Here is a 17,263-nt window from a genome sequence, read left to right as displayed (position 1 = left end):
CTTCACCGGCCGGGTCTTCGGGATGTTCGCCTCATCGGGCTCGGTCCACTTCGACTGGTTCGACTATGAGCCGCTCGACCACTGAGCGTGGCCACTGATCGGGGCATCGTCGCCACCCACTTGCTCACCGCGCTCATCAGCCACGAGTACCAGCACGACCAGTGGATCAGTGAAGTCCGCGCGGGCGATCTCGGCCACGCGCTCCCGTCCGATCCCGGCAGCGAGTACGTACGCCGTGTCGACGGCTACCTTGTCGTAGACGTCCTGCAGCCAGAGGGAGAGACCCGCCTGTGACAAGCGCCGCCGCGGACACCACCGCCGGTATATCCCCGCGGCCCGAGGCGCAGCGCCGCGTCCTCGCCGTCCTGGTCAGCAGCCAGATCCTGAGCGGGGCCGGGCTCGCGGCCGGCATCACCGTCGGTGCCCTGCTCGCCCAGGACATGCTCGGCTCCACCGACCTCGCGGGCCTGCCCAGCGCCCTGTTCACGGCGGGCTCCGCCCTCGCCGCCGTCGCGGTGGGCCGTATCTCCCAGGCACGGGGCCGCCGACCGGGCCTGGCCGCGGGATACCTGACCGGAGCCATCGGCAGCGCGGGAGTCATCGCCGCCGCCGTCGCCGACAGCCCCGTACTGCTCTTCATGGCCCTGTTCGTCTACGGCGCCGGCACCGCCACCAACCTCCAAGCTCGGTACGCCGGAGCCGACCTCGCCGCCCCCGCCCACCGCGCCCGCGCCGTCTCCACCGTCCTGGTCGCCACCACCCTCGGCGGCGTCGTCGGCCCCAACCTCGCCGCACCCACTGGCACCCTCGCCGACAGCCTCGGCATCCCCACCCTCGCCGGGCCGTTCCTTCTATCCGGCGCGGCCTACGCGCTGGCCGCCCTCGTCCTCGCCGTCTGGCTGCGCCCGGATCCCCTGCTGCTGGCCCGCAGCCTCGACCTCCAGCAGCCGACGCAGACCACCGCGGCGAAGCCCCGCGGGCCGGGGCTGATACCGGGCGCGCTGACGATGATCCTCACCCAGCTCGTCATGGTCGCGATCATGACGATGACCCCCGTCCACATGCACGACCACGGCCACGGCACCGCAGCCTCCGGGCTCGTCATCGCCATCCACGTCGGCGCCATGTACCTGCCCTCCCCGCTGACCGGCTGGCTCGTCGATCGTTACGGCCGTACAGTGATCGCCGCCGCATCCGGCCTGACCCTCCTCGCCGCCGGAATCACCGCTGCTGCGGCACCCGCCGACTCCGTCGCCCTGCTCGCTCTCGCGCTCGCCCTGCTGGGGCTGGGCTGGAACCTCGGCCTCGTCTCCGGTACCGCGATGATCACAGACGCCGTGCCGCTGGCCACCCGTGCCAAGACCCAGGGCATGGTCGACGTCTCCATCGCCATCGCCGGCGCCACCGGCGGCCTGAGCTCCGGCCTCGTCGTCTCCGCCGCCGGCTACCCCGTCCTCGCCCTCACCGGCGGCTTCCTCGCCCTCGCCGTACTCCCGGCCATCGCCGCCACCGCGAGCAGCCGGTGAACCGCTCCACCCCAGGCGATGCGCATCTCCACCCGCGCCAGCATCGTGGCCCGAGCCTCCTCGTCCAACTCACCGCCCACGTCGGACAGTACGCGGGCGGAGCTGAACCGGTCCGGGTCCGACAGCACCTCCCGCACGTCCTCGCAGCGGCAGACCAGGTCCGCGCTCCCGCCGAACGGCGTCTGCGTCGGCAGCACGCCCTCGCCGTCCTCTGACCCGCGCCAGTTCCTCGACCGGATCGAACCCGTTCCGCCGATCCCTGACCTCAGGAAGCGCAGGTGACATCAGTCGTCGGCAGATGCCCGCCTTGAGGTCTCGTCACGCGTGCGGCCGGACACCAGACCCAGCATCGCGGCGATGTCGGCACAGCGCGGGCCGTCAACCGATGCCCGTGGCCTCATCACGCTGTCGTCGCGCGATGCACCGATGGCCTCCCGACGGGGTGATTCCTGTTCAGTCGGCGCGGAACTCCGGCTTTCGATCCGGTGTGGCCGCCGCGAGCGCCTTGGTGACCTCGGCGATGCCGGCGCGCAAGCCGTACACCGGGGTGGCGGGCTGCTGGCGCCAGGACTCGTCGATCCCGCCCGCGTCGACCGTGTCGAAACCGATCTCGTCGATGAGCGCCATCACCTTGCGCTTCGCCTCCTCGTCGTCACCGGCCACCGGCAGGGCCATACGGTCGGGATCTCCTGCCGGGCGGGCCTGTTCGAGGATGTCCTGGGCGAAGGTGCCGTTGAAGGCCTTGATCACGGGGTGCCCGATCTGGCGTTCGGTCCAGCGGCTCTCGGTGAGGCCTTCGTCCTCGATCGCGGCGATCTTGCCGTCACGCTGCCTGGGGTAGTAGTTGCCGGTGTCGATGACCGCGACGTCTTCTGCCGCCCCGTCCAGCAGCCCGGACGGGAGGTTCGGGACTGCCTTCATCGGGACCGTGACGACGACGATGTCGGCACCCTGGGCCGCCTGCTCCGCCCGAGTGGGGGTGGCGCCGGTCTCCTCGGCCAGGGCAGTGAGTGTGTGCGGGCCGCGTGAGTTGGCCACGGAGACGTCGTGACCGAGGGCGGTGAGGCGGCGAGTGAGGTTACCGCCGATGTTGCCGGCGCCGATGATGCCAATCTTCATGACAGGGCCTTCCGAAGGTTCGACAGCTTCGAACCAAGGCTTCAGCGTCGACGTGTAGCCGGCTATTCCGACGAAAGAACCCGACGCCACACCGGCGGCGTACTCCGCGCTGGGATGCGCCCCCGGCCAGGCGTCTGCTGTTCGACTGGTGGGGGAGTCGTGCCGAGGCAGGCCCACCCGCTGGTTCACGATCGATTCCGCGTACGGCGCTCGCCGGCGGGGGCCACCTCCCCTGCCCTCGCCATCCCGGATCGGTGCAGACCGCGCTGATCTCCGTCCGGCCCGGAGACCGCCGTCGCTCACCGGCCATTGCCACCAAGCGACCGTTCTGGCGGACACCCGCGTCAGCCGAGGTGCGCGTAACACCTCAGGACCTCGGAATTGCTCCTCCCCACGCCCCCCGGTTGCTGCGATCGGGCGACGCGCGGCATGTGGAGCGTCGGCGGACAAGGCTTCGGCACCATGCTGAATGGCATGCCTCAACTGCTGAGCCGGGTGTCGCCGTGCCGCCCTGGTCACCCGTTCCCGTCCATCCCGGCCGGTGGTCCGTCACACCGCCGGGCTCGGGTACTCGGTCGGTCCGTCGTCTGTGCCCTCCTCGGCCTGCTTGTCTTCCTGGCCCCCGCCCTCACCCCGGTCGGCTTTACTGGCCGGGCGGCAGCGTTCGGTACGCCGGCCGCTGCCGCGCTCACTGTCGGGTATGACTCCGGCAGGGCTCTGGCCGGGTTCATGATCCAGTCGACCGCCCGGGTGAAGGACCCGGCGGCCGAGGTGTCCAGCCCCGGTTATCCGACGAAGGGCTGGTACGAGGCCGGTCCTCGCTCCACCGTCCTCGCCTCCCTGCTGGCGGCCGGCGTCTACCCCGACCCGTTCCACTCCACCAACCAGAAGTTGATCCCTGCCGCCGACTTCACGGTCCCGTGGTGGTACCGCTCCGACTTCTCGGTCGACGACAGCCGGGCAGGTCGTGCGTATCTCGACTTCAGCGGGGTAACCTCTGCCGCCGACGTGTTCGTCAACGGCCGTCAGATCTCGACGGCGAGCAAGGTCGCGGGGACCTACACCCGACACGAGTTGGACATCACCTCTCTGATCAGGCCGGGCACCAACACGGTCGCCTTCCGGGTCCAGCCCAACGACCCGCGCAAGCACCTCACCGTGGGCTGGCTCGACTGGCTGCAGCCGCCACCGGACCGGAACATGGGCATCGTCCGCGACGTCGTCGTCCGCCGCAGCGGCCCGGTGGTCCTCCGTGACGCTCACGTCGTCACCGACCTGGCCGTGCCGTCGCTGGCCTCCGCCGACCTGACCGTCAAGGCCCGCCTGCGCAACGACTCACCCGACACCGTCACGGCGCGCCTCTCCGGCACGGCCGGGCCCGCAGCACTCGGCCGGCAGGTGACGCTGGCGCCCGGGGAGAGCCGGACCGTGGTCTTCTCCCCGGCCGACCACCCCCGCCTCCATGTGCCTTCGCCACGCGTATGGTGGCCCGCCGGGATGGGCGGGCAGCCCCTGTACGACCTCGACCTGGCCGTGACGGTCGACGGCGTCACCTCCGACACCGCACACACCACCTTCGGTATCCGCGACGTGCAGGCGCCGATCAATTCCGACGGTGCGCGCCAGTACCGGATCAACGGCCGCCCGCTGCTGATCAAGGGCGCGGGCTGGTCCCCCGACGAGTTCCTGCGCTGGGACCCCGCCTACGCCGAGCACCGCCTGCAGTACGTCCGCGACCTGGGCCTGAACACACTGCGCCTGGAAGGCCACCTCGAGCCCGACGAGTTCTTCGACCTCGCCGACCGGTACGGCATCCTCACGATCGCCGGCTGGGAGTGCTGCAACAAGTGGGAAGGGGAGGTCAACCGTTCAGAGTCGGGGGAGAGGTGGAACGCCGCCGACCACGCAGTCGCCCAGGCGTCGATGGCCGCCGAGGCGGCCCGACTGCGCCACCACCCCAGCGTGATCTCGTTCCTGATCGGCAGCGACGCGGCGCCCAACGCCGAGATCGAGTCGGGATACCTCAAAGCGCTGCGGGCCGCCGACTGGAACGTGCCCGTGATCCCGTCCGCCTCCGGGAAGTCGACACCCGTCACCGGCCGCTCCGGGATGCGGATGACCGGCCCCTACGACTGGGTGCCGCCCGGCTACTGGTACGACAAACGCGAGGGAGGAGCCACCGGCTTCAACTCCGAGACCAGCGCCGGCCCGAGCATCCCCACCCTCGACACACTGCGGCGGATGCTGACCCCGGCCGAGCTGGAGACCCTCTGGAAGCAACCCTCCGCTCCCCAGTACCACCGCTCTCCCTCACCCACGTTCTCGACACTCAAGCTGTACAACGCCGCGCTCGCCGGCCGCTACGGACGCCCGACCGATCTCGGCGACTACGTGCGCAAGGCCCAGCTCGCCCAGTACGAGAACGTCCGGGCGCAGTTCGAGGCGTACTCCCGCAACGCCAAGGACACCACGGCCCCCGCGACCGGCGTCATCTACTGGATGCTCAACAGCGGCTGGACCTCCCTCCACTGGCAGCTCATCGACCGCTATCTCGACCAGAACGGGGCCTACTTCGGCGCGAAGAAGGCCAACGAACCCCTCCACATCCAGTACGGCTACGACAACCGCACGGTGAGCATCGTCAACAACCGCACAACCGCCGCCTCAGGGTTGAACGCCCGGGTCACGCTCTTCAACACCGACGGGACCAAGAAGTACGACCGCACGGTGACCGGTGTCGACGTCGAAGCCCGCGGCGTGACCACCACCTCGCTGACCCTCCCGACCACGGTCCCCGGCCTGGCAAAGACGTACCTGGCCCGGCTGCAGCTCACCGACACCAGCGGCCGGGAACTGAGCCGCAACGTCTACTGGCTCTCCACCCGCAACGACGTCCTCGACTACGCCAAGACCGACTGGTACTACACCCCCACCACCTCCTACGCCGACCTGACGGGACTGAACTCGATGCCGCAGGTCACCTTGGACGTGACAGCCACAACGAAGGCAACCAGGGCCGGCACATCCACGACGACCGTGACCCTCCGCCACCCGGGCACCACGAACGCCCCCGCTCTGCTCACCGACGTCGACCTGGTCTCAGCGGACGGGAAGACTCCCACGCTGCCAGTCCACTGGAACGACAACCACATCAGCCTGTGGCCCGGCGAATCGGCAACTCTGGTGGCCTCCCATCGGACAGCTGATCCGGACCGCACCCCACGCGTACGTGTCTCTGGATGGAACGCCCGGTCCGTCACCGTCCCGTCCAGCTGACACAGGCGGGATAGTCGAGAGCATCGACCGGGCACCGCAGCCAAACCCGGACGGCACGACGAACGTCGCGCGGATCGTCGTGCCGTTGTTGGAGGGCGACGACACGGGGATGGTGGGTGAGCCCAGCGACTAAGCCTGGGAAGACGAAGCCGGCGATGCTGCGTTCCTGTCGGCCGACCACCCGCCGAGAGCGAGGTCCGCAATGCCATCGACCGCCCCGAACTGCCCGCGTGCTGGCTGCTGGCCGATCGAGCAGAACTACCGCAAGATGAAGCACAGGCCGCGGGACTTGCCCACCCTGCAGCGGCTGAGCCGACCCCTGAGAGACACGGCGCCGGCCTGTCACCGTGAATCACCTCAGCGCCTGCCGAAGCTCCTCACTTGAGGCCGCTGAGCATCATGCCGCGGATGTAGTACTTCTGCAGCAGCAGGAAGACGATCAGCACCGGCAGGATACTCAGGACGAGACCGGCCATGACGATCGGCATCGTGCGGGTCGGGTCCACGTAGTCCTGCAGGAGCTGGATGCCGACGGGCAGAGTCATCACATCCGGGTTGGCGGTCGAGATGAGCAGCGCCCAGATGTATTCGTTCCACGCATGAACGAACGTCAGCAGACCGAGCGTCAGCACGACCGGCCTGGTCTGCGGCACGACGATCCGCCACCACACGGCGAACTCGCCGGCACCGTCGATGCGTGCCGCCTCAAGGACCTCGTCCGGGATCGAGACCATGAACTGGCGCATCAGGAAGATCCCGAAGCCGTTCACGAGGAACGGCATGGCGAGCGCCGCGATGCTGACGGTCAGGCCCGCGCCCCCACGCCCGAACAGGTCGTTGCCGCCCGCCAGCGGCCAGTGCACCAGGATCAGGAAGTGCGGGATGAAGAAGAGGAACGGGGGGAACATCATCGTCGACAGCACGAGCCGGAAGATCAAGTTCCGGCCGGGGAAGCGGAGTTTGGCGAGCGCGTAGCCGGCGAGCGACGACGTCAGCAGCACCGATCCCGTGATCACGGCGGTTGCGATGACGCTGTTGCGGAAGAGCACCGGCAGATCGAGCTGGTCGATCGCCGCCCGGTAGTTCGACAGGTCGAACGCTTCGGGCAGGAATCGGTACGGCAGCGTACCGGCCTCGCCGGCCCCCTTGAACGACGTCATCACCATGTCGAGGAACGGCACCACCGTGAGCACGGCGCCAGTCACGACCACCAGATACGAAAGCCACGGGAAACGGCGGCGGATCATGCGTCCTCCCCCTTGCGCCGGAAGATCCACAACTGCACAAGGGTGACCAGGAGGACCACCATGAACAGCACGAAGGCGGCGGCGCTCGCAGGGCCCCAGTGGCCGTACGAGAAGGCCTGCCGGTACATCTCCAGGGCAGCCACGTTGGTCGCGTCGCCCGGCCCGCCCGCGGTCATCACGATGATCAGCGCGAACGACTGCAGGCCGCTGATGAACTGGGTGATGCACACAAGCAGCAGGGACGGCCGCAGCAGCGGAAGTGTGATCTTCCAGAAGACGGTGACCGGCCCGGCGCCGTCGAGCGCCGCGGCCTCGTAGTACGACTCGGGAATGGACTTCAGCCCGGCGGTCAGGACGAGGATCGCGGAGCCGACCGAGGCCCAGGCGTGGACGACCACGACCGAGGGCAGCGCGGTGTCCGGGTCCTGGAGGAAGGCCACCGAGCTGAGCCCGAGGGCGTTGAGGACGCCGTTGACGAGGCCACCCGGCTCGTACATGTACTTCCACACGTTGCCGACGGCGACGACGGTCGTCACGATCGGCAGGAAGTACAGGGTGCGCCACAGCCCCTGGAACCTCAGGTTGTCGATGCAGGTGGCGACGACGACGGAGCCGACGAGGGCGAGGACCACGGTGCCCAGAGCGAACAGCAGCGTGTTGGTGAGGATCGGCGCCAGGAACGTCGATCCGTCCGCGAAGAGGCCCGTGAAGTTGTCAGTGCCGAGCAGTTGGATATCGCCGAGGTCGAACCCGGCCCAGCGGGACATTGCCAGCAGCAGCGCGAAGCCGAGCGGCAGAATCAGGAAGACGGCGAAGAACAGCAACGCCGGCGCCAGGAAGAGATAGGCGACGACAACCTGGCGGCGCCGGGCCCGGGCGCGACGGTCGACGGTGGGCCCGGCGGAGCGCGTGCGGGGGGCCGCCCGCTCGGTCGTCGCCGTCGTCAGCGCGTTCACCATGAGCGCGACACCTCTCGATCGACCTGACGGCGGGTGGAGCGCAGTGCCTCGTCGACCGACTGCTGACCGGTCCACATCGCCTCGATGTTCTTGCGCAGCAGCGATTTGGCCTGTTGCGCACCGGGCACGTTCGGTTCCGGCACCGCGTACGCCAGCGCGTCCAGGAAGGGACGCAGGTTCGCATCGCTGTGCGCGCCCAGCAGCGTGCGCATGTCGTCGGCGCGGCCGGTCAGGGAGCCGACCGACACCTGCAGGGAGCTCATTCGGGTCGCTTTCCCACCCACCTTCGCGCTCTTCACGTTCACTTTCTCGGTGTTGAGCCACCGCAGGAACTCCCAGGCCGCGCGCGGGTGCTTGCTGGCCGCGTTGACCCCCAGCATGAAGCCGGTGGAGAGCGTGGCGCGCTTGCCGCCGGCCTCGGGCAGGGGCAGCGGCGCGACGCCGACGTCGCCGTAGTCCTTGCCCATCTGGGTCTTCAGGCTCCCGGTCCACCAGCCACCGCTGACCACCATGGCCACCTGCCCGGACCGGAACGCCTTGTAGACGTTGACACCGGGGGAGCTCGCACCCCTCACGACGAGGCGGTGCTCCAGGTCGAACACGGCCCGTCCGGCCGGCGAGTCGATGGCGGTGCTCCTGCCGTCCTCGGAGACGAACCTGCCGCCCGCGGCGTTGAGCAGGGCGAGTGTCTGGCCCACGGTGGTGGAGTCGTCGACGGTCGACAGCCCGAAGCCCTGGACGAGTGTGTTGCCGTACCGGTCGCGCCTGGCGGTGCGGTAGGCGGTCTCCTCCAGCTCCCGCCAGGTGCGCGGCGGGCCGTCGATGCCGGCTTCGCGCAGCAGCCGCTTGTTGTAGTAGAGGGCGTACGTCTGCACCTCGGTGGGGTAGCCGTAGACCTGGCCGCCCACCGAGGCGGCGTCGACCGCGGCTTCGCCGTAGCCGCGTGTGATCTCCTCGGCGTGCTCGGCCGGAGCGGGCCGCAGGACGCCGGCCCGGACCAGCTGGCCGTTCCACAGGCAGTACGGGTGGAGGATGTCGGCGCCCAGGCCCGCGGCCTGCCGGACCATGAACGTGGTCAGCAGGTCCGTGAACTCGACGGCCTTGGTCTGCACTTTGACCCGGTCGTGGGTCGCGTTCCACTCGTCGACCGGGCCCTGGAGAGCCCCCTTGAGCACCCCGCTCGCGTAGTGGGAGAGCAGGGTGAGGACGATCGGATCCCCGGGCCGCCCGGTCCCTTTGTGCGGCGCGGAGCATCCGGAGGCGAGCAGCGCCGAGGGGAGCGCAAGCGCGAAGTGACGGCGGCTCAGGCCGCTGGTGCGGCGTACCGGCGTCATCCAGCGACCTCCCGGCGCATCACGCGGAACACCCGGGTCGTGGTGAAGCCGGACTTGCGGTACATCTGCCCTGCCGGGGACTGCGCGCCGGTCCACAGGAACCACGCGGAGTGCGCGCGGCGCGCCCGCATCCGCTCCAGGACCAGGTGCAGGAGGACCTCGCCGAGCCCGATGCCGCGCATCTCCTCCAGCACCCCGATCGGGCCGAACCGCTCGTCCACCGCGTCGAACGCGCCGTGCATCGCCCAGCCCACCATGCGGCCCGAAGGGTCCCGGACGACGACGATCCGGTCGAGCGGCGTGCCCGCGGCCAGACACACCCGGATCGTGCACGCCCAGTCCGGACCGAAGTGGCTCCCGGCGAGCGCGAACAGATCCACCAGGTCGTCGTCGGACGGGGTGGCGAACCGATAGCCCTGCGCCGTCAGTTCCTCCACGCGGCGCGCGACGTCCTGAGGGAAGCGATAGCCCACCAGGCCACGGTCCATCGCCTCCGCCTCGTACAGCGTCCGAAAGCCCAGAGACTGAAGGAGCAGGGCCGCTTCCGGGTACGTCTCGGCGTCCAGGCCGGGCAGGACATAGTTCGGGGTGTACGAGGAGAAGTCCACCTGGGTGCGGCCGTGGCCGCGCAGCCAGTCGAGGGCGTCGGCCAGCAGCCGGCGGCCGAGGCCGCGCCTGCGGGCCGCCGGGTCGACGAAGAAGAAGGGGATCCAGCCCTGCTCCGGCTCCAGGTCGGTGCCGGTCATCGGCGTCAGACGGCGCACCGCGTAGGCCGCACCGACGACACGGTCCCCCTCGACGGCGACCCGAAGACCCTCCGGATCGAAGTTGGCGTCGAGCAGCACCAGGGAGCGGAAGCGGTCCGCAGTGACAGGGTCGGCCGGCGCACTGCGCCGCCACACCTCCACCACCTGCGGTCCGTCGCCCGCGCGAAAGCCACGGATGTCGGCCCGGGATGTCGTTGTGTGATCGGTCATCGGCGGCGTTGTCCTTAGGTCGCGCGGTGCGGCAGAACATCTCAGGGGTAGAGCAGCACGTCGTCGCCGACCCATCGGCCGGGCGGCGCCGGCGGATCGCACAGCGGCAGCGGGTCGTCGCCCGCGTCGACGGCACGCCGCAACCGGTCGGACCCCCACAGCAGGTCGATGAATGGACGCTGGTCGCTGCCCTCCACAGCGCTGTCAGCGACGCGCCACGCGAAGTGGTCCGGGTACAGCCGCCGCAGCGTACTGAGCATTGCCACGGCGGTGCGTACGGGAGTGAAGACCTCGCGGTCGGTGACATGGAGCTGGACTCCGCGCAGCCGCTGCCCGGCGTGTTTGTGGAATGTCGGCACGAACCACAGATCACGGAAACGCACGCCCGGCAGGTCGAGTTCGGCGAGCGAGGTCGCGAACCGCGCGTCGATGTACGGGGCCCCGACGACCTCGAAGGGCTGCGTGGTGCCCCGGCCCTCCGAGAGGTTCGTGCCCTCGAACAGGCACGTCCCGGGGTAGACGGTGGCCGTGGCGGGCGTCGGGATGTTCGGCGAGGGCGCGACCCACGGCAGGGCGGTTGCCTCCGCGTCCATGGAGCGCTGCCAGCCGACGACCTCGATCACCGTCAAGTCAGCTGCGTTGCCCGCCACTTGAGAAACGAGCGAGGCGTTGAGATACCGGGCGAGCTCGCCGCAGGTGAGTCCGTGCCGGACGGGTACCGGGGCGCGCCCGACGAAGCTGGCCCACGCCGGGTCGAGCAGCGGGCCCTCGCTGACGAGTCCACCGAGCGGATTGGGCAGGTCGGCGACCACGAACCGTACGCCCGTACGGGCCGCAGAGACCATCAGGTCGAACATGGTCCACACGTAGGTGTAGAACCTGGCCCCGATGTCCTGCACGTCGTACACCAGGGCGTCGACACCGCTGTCGATCAGCAGTTTGTCGAGGAGCTCGCCGCTTAACCGGTACGTGTCGCGGACCGGCAGACCGGTGACGGGGTCCGCATGAGCGGCCTCGCTCTCGCCGGCCTGACCGGTTCCGTGCAGCCCGTGCTCGGGACCGAACAGGGCCACCAACCGCGCGCCGGCCTCGAGCAGCGCGGGTGCGGCCGGGCGCAGGTCGGGCAGAACGCCGGTGTGGTTGGTCACCAGCCCGAGCCGGCCGGGCCCGGCGAGTCCGGGCGACGCGTGCAGTCGTGCGATCCCGGTCGTCACCGCGACGCGGTTGTCCGTGCTCATCCTTTGCCCCGTCTGCCAGTGACATCTCGAAGCCACGGCAGGAAATTTACTGGTATGTCCTGTAATTAAGCAATTATTTACCAACGGGTCGCGCCAAGGACGGCCTGGATCCTTCGGCCCAGTGGGCGCGGAAGGGACCGGGGGCCGACCGGCATCACCTCGACAGGAGCGTCAGCGCAGCCGACGTCATCGCTTTCGTCGCCGAGGGCAGAGCGATGGGCAAATGCGGCGCAAACTCGGGCGAGTGGTTCGGAGGGAGTGCTGCGAGCCGCTCGGCGGCGTTCGCGCCTGCCGTGGCGGACCACTGGCGCGGGCCCACGATCCCGACCATCCAGTAGCCCAGCGGGACTCCCGCGCAGCCGTGGATCTCCTGGCCCGCGTCCCCGTAGAGACCGAAGTCCTCGGTCGCCATCGACGGCGCCCACGGCACGACCCGCTCGGCGCCCAGCACCTGGCGATGCGCCTCGCGCACCACCGCGGTCACCTCCCCGTCCGGAAGAGTGGCGGGAGACCGCGACACCACTGTGATCTCGGGGTCGCGTGGACAGCCGGAGGCGGTCGATTCGGCCCGTACGACCCGCTCGACAGCCGTCACGACACGGTCCAGGGACTCATCGGACAGCGCGCGTACCGTAATGCCCAGCGAGGCACTGTCCGGTACGACGCCGTTGTGCGTGCCGGCGTGAATCTGGCCGACGGTGACCGTGGTCTGCTCCGCGGGCGCGCTCTCACGGGACACGATGCCCTGGAGCCGCAGCACCACCGCGGCCGCGGCGAGTACGGGATCCACCGTCAGGTGCGGCGCCCCGGCGTGCCCACCCCGGCCGTGCAGGGTGACATCCAGTCCGAGACTGCCCGCCAACACGGGCTGCCCGTACCCGTGCGCCACCATGCCTCCCAGCAGTGGCGCGGTGTGCTGGGCGAGCACCGCGTCGGGGCGGCCGAAGCGTGCGTACAGGCCGTCCTCCAGCATGGCCCGCGCCCCGGTCAGCGTCTCCTCGGCAGGCTGGCCGACGATCACCACCGTGCCGCGCCAGTGCGGCAGCGATCGGGCCAGCAGCGTCGCGGCGCCGAGCAGGGCGGCGAGATGCAGGTCATGGCCGCAGGCGTGCATGAAGGGGCCCTGAGCGGCGTACGGCAGGCCGGTCCGCTCCCGGATCGGCAGGGCATCCAGCTCGGCCCGCAAGTAGACGCGCGGCCCCTCGCCGTTGGTGAGGACGCCGACCACACCGTGACCGCCGACGCCCCGGGTCACCGCGTACCCCGCCTCCGCCAGCGCGTCGGCGAAGCGGGACGCGGTACGGGATTCCTCCCCCGACGGCTCCGGATGCTGGTGCAGGTCCATCGCGAAGACGGTGAGCGGACGCACCACAGCGTCCAGTTGCCGCAGGACGGATGCATACCTGCCCGAGGGGACGATCGCCGCTGTGCTCACCCGCACATGATCCGGCGCACGAAGGGCCGTCCGCTGTCAGGGCGCTGCCGTCCGGTGACAGCGCCCTGACAGCGGACGGCAGCCGGATACGTCAGTGGCGACCGGTCCAATGAGGGGGCCGAACACCCCGGGAGGAGCCCGGCGGTGTGTTCACATCAGGAGTGACCATGGCTGACAAGTCGACCCTCGCCGCCCTCGCCGACGAGATCCTGGAGCTGGAGTCGGAGACCTTCGAGATCTCGGACTACTCGGACGCCAGCGAGGTCGTGCTCGCCGGTTCCACCAGCTGCTCTTCCACCTCGACCTGCTCCTCCACCACCAGCACCACCTCCTGCAGCGCCTGATCTTCGGGCCCGCAGTACGCTCTGCGTCCGGCCTCGCCGGACGCAGAGCCGGACACAGAGACGGCCGGGCGTCGTTCCGCACTCCCTCGGGAGTGGCGAGCGGCGGCCCGGCCGCGTCTACGTCCCGCGCTACGGAAACGGATGCGGGACCCGTCGGATCTCCCGCTCCTCCAGATCCGTGTCGCGCAGCCCGCCGCGGCGGGCCGCGGTCCGCAGCCGGGGCATCCGCAGTGCGCGCTGCCGCGACCAGCCGAAATCGATCGGCAGCAGCCCGGGAGCCAGTACACAGACCGTCCGCAGCCCCATCCGCCGCTGCTCCGGCGTGGTCTGGTCCACGACGATCACATCCAGCCCGGCCCGCACCAACTCGTCGCGGCACAGGGCCACATCGTCCGCCAGATCCCGGGTCCGCGGCCGCCCGGAGGCCTCCCACGACGCGTACAGCTCCGCCATCGGACGGACCGCCCTGGGCTCGTGGTACGGAGCCACATGCACCGCCATGTCGGGGAGGCCGTACAGCTGGGCGTGGTCCTTCAGGTGCAGCACCTTCGTGAAGTCGGCCGCCATCGCCTCCAGTTCGCCCTGCCGCTCCCGCACCTGGCCCGGCAGATGCGGGATGTACGTCAGCACCTCCGACAGGGCGCCCTCCAGTGCCGCCGCCGGGTCCAGCGAGGCCCCCGCGCCGAAGGAGTACAGGCCGGGTCCGCCGTCCCGTCGCACCGCCAGCCCGGTCACCACGGGCACGGCGAGGTCGATCCTGTTGTCGAAGGCGTGCACGTCGTAGCCCTGCAGCGCGGCCCGGTCGATCATGGCGCGGACGGTGGGGTCGCCGACCGTGCCCAGGTCGATCTCCGTCAGCCGGGTCCCGCCGTACCAGGCGAGCAGGAAGGCGTCCCGTTCGATCAGTTCGAGCAACCCGCCGAGGACCGCCTCCTCCAGACAGCTGCCGATGGCGCAGCCGTTGGAGCACTCGAACACGAAGTTGTCCGCCGCCACTCCCGCGCTGTAGTGCACCAGCCGGGCGGGCACGAGCAGCGGGCGCTCGTCGCGCAGGGAGTAGCCCCACACCCAGGGGATCGGCCGGCCGGGGTCGAACGGGTCGACGAGCGGGTCGTCACGGTAGGTCTCCGGTGCGTAGAAGCCGCAGTGGGCCGGGTTGAGAGCGTCCTCGCCGAGACTGCTGTACGAGGCGGTGAGCAGCTCCGTTCCGCGCCGCCGGTGGGTCCCGGCGTACCGTTCCAGGCCCTCCAGGAACGCCAGGTCGCGGCTGGCGGCGAACCCGTTGGCCTGGCCGCTCCAGGTCACGTCGGTCAGGCCCGCGTAGCCGCGCATGAACACGCTGCCCGCGACCGGCGCGGTGGTCGGCGAGGTGACGTTGAGCCACGTCCCGGCGCCGAGCAGGCCGGTGACGGGATTCGCGAGCGCCGCCGGTGACAGCGGGTAGGAGGACGCGGGCCGCAGCCGGTAGGTGTCCTCGGCCGGTTTCGGCCGGCTCACCAGGGCGAGCTCGGCCGCCTCGCGGCTGTCCATGCCACCGGGTCCGCAGTGCGGGCACAGCGGGTCGGCGTACAGCGGGAACGTCCGCACGGTCAGGGTCGCCACATCCAGGCAGGACACCTGCGGCAGCGCCCGGTCGGCGGGCGTCGCGCCGGGCGGCACCGGCCCCGGGGAGCCGATGACGGCCTCGTACAGCGCGTGCACCGCATCCGCGACGAACGACGGCTGTTCGGGCCAGTGCGGGGCGAAACTCCACGGCGAGCCCGTCTCCAGGGCGTCGCGCTCGGTGCGGGAGCGCAGCCGCTGCCAGCGCATCGCGAGGCACGCTCCGCAGGCCCGTGCGTCCGCGTCGCCGCCCCACGGCCCCACCAGCACCTCGCGGGACGTGAGGTGCACCATGGCGGCGGGCCGCACCGAGGCGTGCGGATCGTCCCGTACGTCGCGCGCCCCGAGCGGCACCACCTCCGGCGCCCGGCCGGGAGCGCACCGCTCGGCCAGCGCCGACCGCAGCCGGCGCCGTGCCTCCTCCAGCGGTACGCCCTCCCGTACGGCGGTCGTCGTCATGTGCGGTTGCTCCAGCGGAAGGTCTTCAGGCCGATGGCCGCGAAGACGACGGTGAAGCCGATGAGCGCGCCGCAGCCGACGGCGATGTCGCCGAGGCTGCCGCTGCCGGTGAGGGACGCGGAGACGGCGTCGTTGAAGTAGCGCAGCGGCAGCACGCGGGAGACCGTCTGCAGCCAGGACGGCATCATGTCCAGCGGCAGGAACGAGCCGGACAGGAATGCCATCGGCACCATCAGGAAGTTCGCGATGGCGGCCACCGCCTCGGGCGTGTCGGCGTACGAGCCGATGATCACGCCGATCGACAGGAAGGCGGTGATGCCGAGCAGCAGCACGGGCAGGGCCAGCGGCCACCGGGAGTCCAACTCCAGGCCGAACAGCGGCAGCAGCGCGACCGCTATGAAGACCACGGCCTGTACGACGCCGACGGCGAGCGCCAGCACGTAGCGGGAGGCCAGCACGGTCGGCAGGCTCGTCGGCGTCATGCGGATCAGGCGCAGCAGGTCGTCCCGGCGCCACTGCATCAGCGTGAACGCGATGCCGAACACCGCCGCGTTGCCCACGCCCCACGACATCACGCCGGGCGCGATGTACGAGATGTAGGGGCGGCCGGTCTCCTCCACCTCCTGACCGCTGAAGATCAGCCCGAAGACCACCAGGAACACCAGCGGGAAGGCGAAGGTGAAGAAGAGGGTGGCCGCATCCCGGACCTGGGCCCGGTAGCCGGCCGCCGTCAGTGCCCCGTATGCGCTCATGCCTGGTTCTCCGTGTTCTCGGTGTTCTGGGTGGTGCGGTGTCCGGCGTCGGAAGTCAGGCGGAGGTAGACGTCCTCGAGGGTGGCCGTGCGGGTCTGTACGCCGTCCAGGCCGCCGAGCGCGTCGAGCGCCGACAGCACCTTTCCGGACACCTGCGTTTCGAGAACGAGGCTGCCGCCGCGCAGGACCGCGCGGTCCACGCCCGGGATCGCCTCCGCCTCCGCCACGGTCATCCGCTCCGGCGGCAGCAGCAGCGAGGTCGCCGCGCCCGCCGCGCCGACCAGGCCGCGCGGGGAGTCCAGGGCGGCGATCCGGCCCTCCACCAGGATCGCCACCCGGTCGCAGAGGGCCTCCGCCTCGTCAAGGTGGTGCGTGGTGTACACGATGGTCCGGCCCGCTTCCTTCAGGCCGTGCAGCACGTCCCACAGGTCGCGGCGCGCCTGCGGGTCGAGGGCGGCCGTCGGCTCGTCCAGGAAGATCAGCTCCGGTTCGTGGACCAGGGCGGAGGCGATGGCCAGCCGCTGACGCTGCCCGCCGGAGAGGTTCTCCACCCGCGTGTCCCGCTGGTCCACGAGCGCCACGGTCTGAAGCGTCCTATCGACCGCCCCCCGGTCCGCGCCGTAGAGCGCGGCGACCGTCGCCAGGTGCTCGTGTGCCTTCTGACGCACGAAGAACGCGGAGGACTGGGTCTGGACACCGAGCCGCGGAAGCAGCGCGACATTGCGCGGCCAGGGGGCGGTGCCCAGCACGCTGACGGTGCCGGAGTCGGTCTGGCGCAGGCCTTCCATGATCTCCACCAGGGTTGTCTTTCCCGCGCCGTTGGGCCCGAGCAGTCCGAAGAACTCACCGCGGCCGACCTGCAGCGACACCCCGTCCAGTGCCTGGCGGGTGCCGTAGCGCTTGCTCACCTCCTCGACGTGGATGGCGGCGTCCGCCGCGCGGTTGCCGGGGTCCGCCGGCACGGTTTCCGTCTCCGTCATGAACAGCTCCTCGGA

At 70.5% G+C, this 17,263-nt stretch carries 14 protein-coding genes; 4 read left to right on the top strand and 10 right to left on the bottom strand.

Annotated elements, in window-relative coordinates; translation table 11 throughout:
• The first annotated feature begins 87 nt into the window (after positions 1–87).
• Together SSP24_RS28360 and SSP24_RS28355 are read left to right on the top strand one after the other, a co-directional pair.
• Positions 88–294 carry a hypothetical protein gene (locus SSP24_RS28360; protein ID WP_229866129.1) on the top strand — a complete coding sequence of 69 codons (207 nt, stop codon included), beginning with the start codon at positions 88–90 and terminating at the stop codon, positions 292–294.
• Positions 291–1,526 carry an MFS transporter gene (locus tag SSP24_RS28355; RefSeq protein WP_141312546.1) on the top strand — a complete coding sequence of 412 codons (1,236 nt, stop codon included), beginning with the start codon at positions 291–293 and terminating at the stop codon, positions 1,524–1,526. The genes SSP24_RS28360 and SSP24_RS28355 overlap by 4 nt, the downstream gene beginning before the upstream one ends.
• A 453-nt stretch (positions 1,527–1,979) precedes the next feature.
• Here SSP24_RS28355 and SSP24_RS28350 read toward each other — a convergent pair whose 3' ends face one another.
• Positions 1,980–2,645, bottom strand: coding sequence for an NADPH-dependent F420 reductase (locus SSP24_RS28350; RefSeq protein WP_141312545.1), 666 nt, complete (start codon positions 2,643–2,645; stop codon positions 1,980–1,982).
• 474 nt (positions 2,646–3,119) lie between these two features.
• On the opposite strand from SSP24_RS28350, the gene SSP24_RS28340 reads away from it, so the two are divergent.
• On the top strand, positions 3,120–5,921 hold the full coding sequence (locus SSP24_RS28340; RefSeq protein WP_141312544.1) for a glycoside hydrolase family 2 protein: 2,802 nt from the start codon (positions 3,120–3,122) through the stop codon (positions 5,919–5,921).
• Positions 5,922–6,298: 377 nt separating this feature from the next.
• Here SSP24_RS28340 and SSP24_RS28335 read toward each other — a convergent pair whose 3' ends face one another.
• From SSP24_RS28335 to SSP24_RS28310, 6 genes are all read right to left on the bottom strand, one after another.
• Entirely contained in the window at positions 6,299–7,168 is an 870-nt protein-coding gene (locus tag SSP24_RS28335) for a carbohydrate ABC transporter permease (protein WP_141312543.1), read from the bottom strand.
• Positions 7,165–8,127: a carbohydrate ABC transporter permease gene (locus SSP24_RS28330; RefSeq protein WP_141312542.1), complete on the bottom strand. Its 963-nt coding sequence runs from the start codon at positions 8,125–8,127 to the stop codon at positions 7,165–7,167. Before SSP24_RS28330 ends, SSP24_RS28335 begins: the two co-directional genes overlap by 4 nt.
• Complete coding sequence (locus SSP24_RS28325) at positions 8,121–9,461, bottom strand: ABC transporter substrate-binding protein (protein WP_174864730.1); 1,341 nt, start codon at positions 9,459–9,461, stop codon at positions 8,121–8,123. Before SSP24_RS28325 ends, SSP24_RS28330 begins: the two co-directional genes overlap by 7 nt.
• The gene (locus tag SSP24_RS28320) at positions 9,458–10,438 is read right to left on the bottom strand and encodes a GNAT family N-acetyltransferase (protein ID WP_141312541.1); all 981 of its coding nucleotides are present in this window, start codon (positions 10,436–10,438) and stop codon (positions 9,458–9,460) included. Before SSP24_RS28320 ends, SSP24_RS28325 begins: the two co-directional genes overlap by 4 nt.
• Before the next feature lie 41 nt (positions 10,439–10,479).
• On the bottom strand, positions 10,480–11,676 hold the full coding sequence (locus SSP24_RS28315; RefSeq protein WP_141312540.1) for an exo-beta-N-acetylmuramidase NamZ family protein: 1,197 nt from the start codon (positions 11,674–11,676) through the stop codon (positions 10,480–10,482).
• A 154-nt stretch (positions 11,677–11,830) separates the two neighbouring features.
• Complete coding sequence (locus tag SSP24_RS28310) at positions 11,831–13,111, bottom strand: amidohydrolase (RefSeq protein ID WP_308439651.1); 1,281 nt, start codon at positions 13,109–13,111, stop codon at positions 11,831–11,833.
• Positions 13,112–13,278: 167 nt separating this feature from the next.
• Here SSP24_RS28310 and SSP24_RS28305 point away from each other — a divergent pair, with 167 nt between their 5' ends.
• Entirely contained in the window at positions 13,279–13,455 is a 177-nt protein-coding gene (locus SSP24_RS28305; RefSeq protein WP_053760578.1) for a thiazolylpeptide-type bacteriocin, read from the top strand.
• A gap of 129 nt (positions 13,456–13,584) precedes the next feature.
• Here the strand turns inward: SSP24_RS28305 and SSP24_RS28300 are convergent, their stop codons facing one another.
• Genes SSP24_RS28300 through SSP24_RS28290 form a run of 3 tightly spaced genes read right to left on the bottom strand, consistent with a single transcriptional unit; the run spans position 13,585 to position 17,248 of the window.
• On the bottom strand, positions 13,585–15,516 hold the full coding sequence (locus tag SSP24_RS28300) for a TOMM precursor leader peptide-binding protein (protein ID WP_174864729.1): 1,932 nt from the start codon (positions 15,514–15,516) through the stop codon (positions 13,585–13,587).
• Positions 15,513–16,268 carry an ABC transporter permease gene (locus SSP24_RS28295; RefSeq protein WP_141312539.1) on the bottom strand — a complete coding sequence of 252 codons (756 nt, stop codon included), beginning with the start codon at positions 16,266–16,268 and terminating at the stop codon, positions 15,513–15,515. The genes SSP24_RS28300 and SSP24_RS28295 overlap by 4 nt, the downstream gene beginning before the upstream one ends.
• Entirely contained in the window at positions 16,265–17,248 is a 984-nt protein-coding gene (locus SSP24_RS28290; protein ID WP_141312538.1) for an ABC transporter ATP-binding protein, read from the bottom strand. The genes SSP24_RS28295 and SSP24_RS28290 overlap by 4 nt, the downstream gene beginning before the upstream one ends.
• Positions 17,249–17,263 lie beyond the last annotated feature (15 nt).

It is taken from the genome of Streptomyces spinoverrucosus, from assembly GCF_006539505.1.
GTDB classification, from domain to species: Bacteria; Actinomycetota; Actinomycetes; order Streptomycetales; family Streptomycetaceae; genus Streptomyces; species Streptomyces spinoverrucosus.
Note: the sequence above shows the minus strand (reverse complement) of the source record. Positions and strands in the feature narration are given on the sequence as shown.

Excerpts from the sequence above, each read along its gene's own strand:
- SSP24_RS28350 (WP_141312545.1), bottom strand. The coding sequence starts at position 2,645 with ATGAAGATTGGCATCATCGGCGCCGGCAACATCGGCGGTAACCTCACT.
- SSP24_RS28340 (WP_141312544.1), top strand. The coding sequence starts at position 3,120 with ATGCCTCAACTGCTGAGCCGGGTGTCGCCGTGCCGCCCTGGTCACCCG.
- SSP24_RS28335 (WP_141312543.1), bottom strand. The coding sequence starts at position 7,168 with ATGATCCGCCGCCGTTTCCCGTGGCTTTCGTATCTGGTGGTCGTGACT.
- SSP24_RS28330 (WP_141312542.1), bottom strand. The coding sequence starts at position 8,127 with ATGGTGAACGCGCTGACGACGGCGACGACCGAGCGGGCGGCCCCCCGC.
- SSP24_RS28325 (WP_174864730.1), bottom strand. The coding sequence starts at position 9,461 with ATGACGCCGGTACGCCGCACCAGCGGCCTGAGCCGCCGTCACTTCGCG.
- SSP24_RS28320 (WP_141312541.1), bottom strand. The coding sequence starts at position 10,438 with ATGACCGATCACACAACGACATCCCGGGCCGACATCCGTGGCTTTCGC.
- SSP24_RS28315 (WP_141312540.1), bottom strand. The coding sequence starts at position 11,676 with ATGAGCACGGACAACCGCGTCGCGGTGACGACCGGGATCGCACGACTG.
- SSP24_RS28305 (WP_053760578.1), top strand. The coding sequence starts at position 13,279 with ATGGCTGACAAGTCGACCCTCGCCGCCCTCGCCGACGAGATCCTGGAG.
- SSP24_RS28300 (WP_174864729.1), bottom strand. The coding sequence starts at position 15,516 with ATGACGACGACCGCCGTACGGGAGGGCGTACCGCTGGAGGAGGCACGG.
- SSP24_RS28295 (WP_141312539.1), bottom strand. The coding sequence starts at position 16,268 with ATGAGCGCATACGGGGCACTGACGGCGGCCGGCTACCGGGCCCAGGTC.
- SSP24_RS28290 (WP_141312538.1), bottom strand. The coding sequence starts at position 17,248 with ATGACGGAGACGGAAACCGTGCCGGCGGACCCCGGCAACCGCGCGGCG.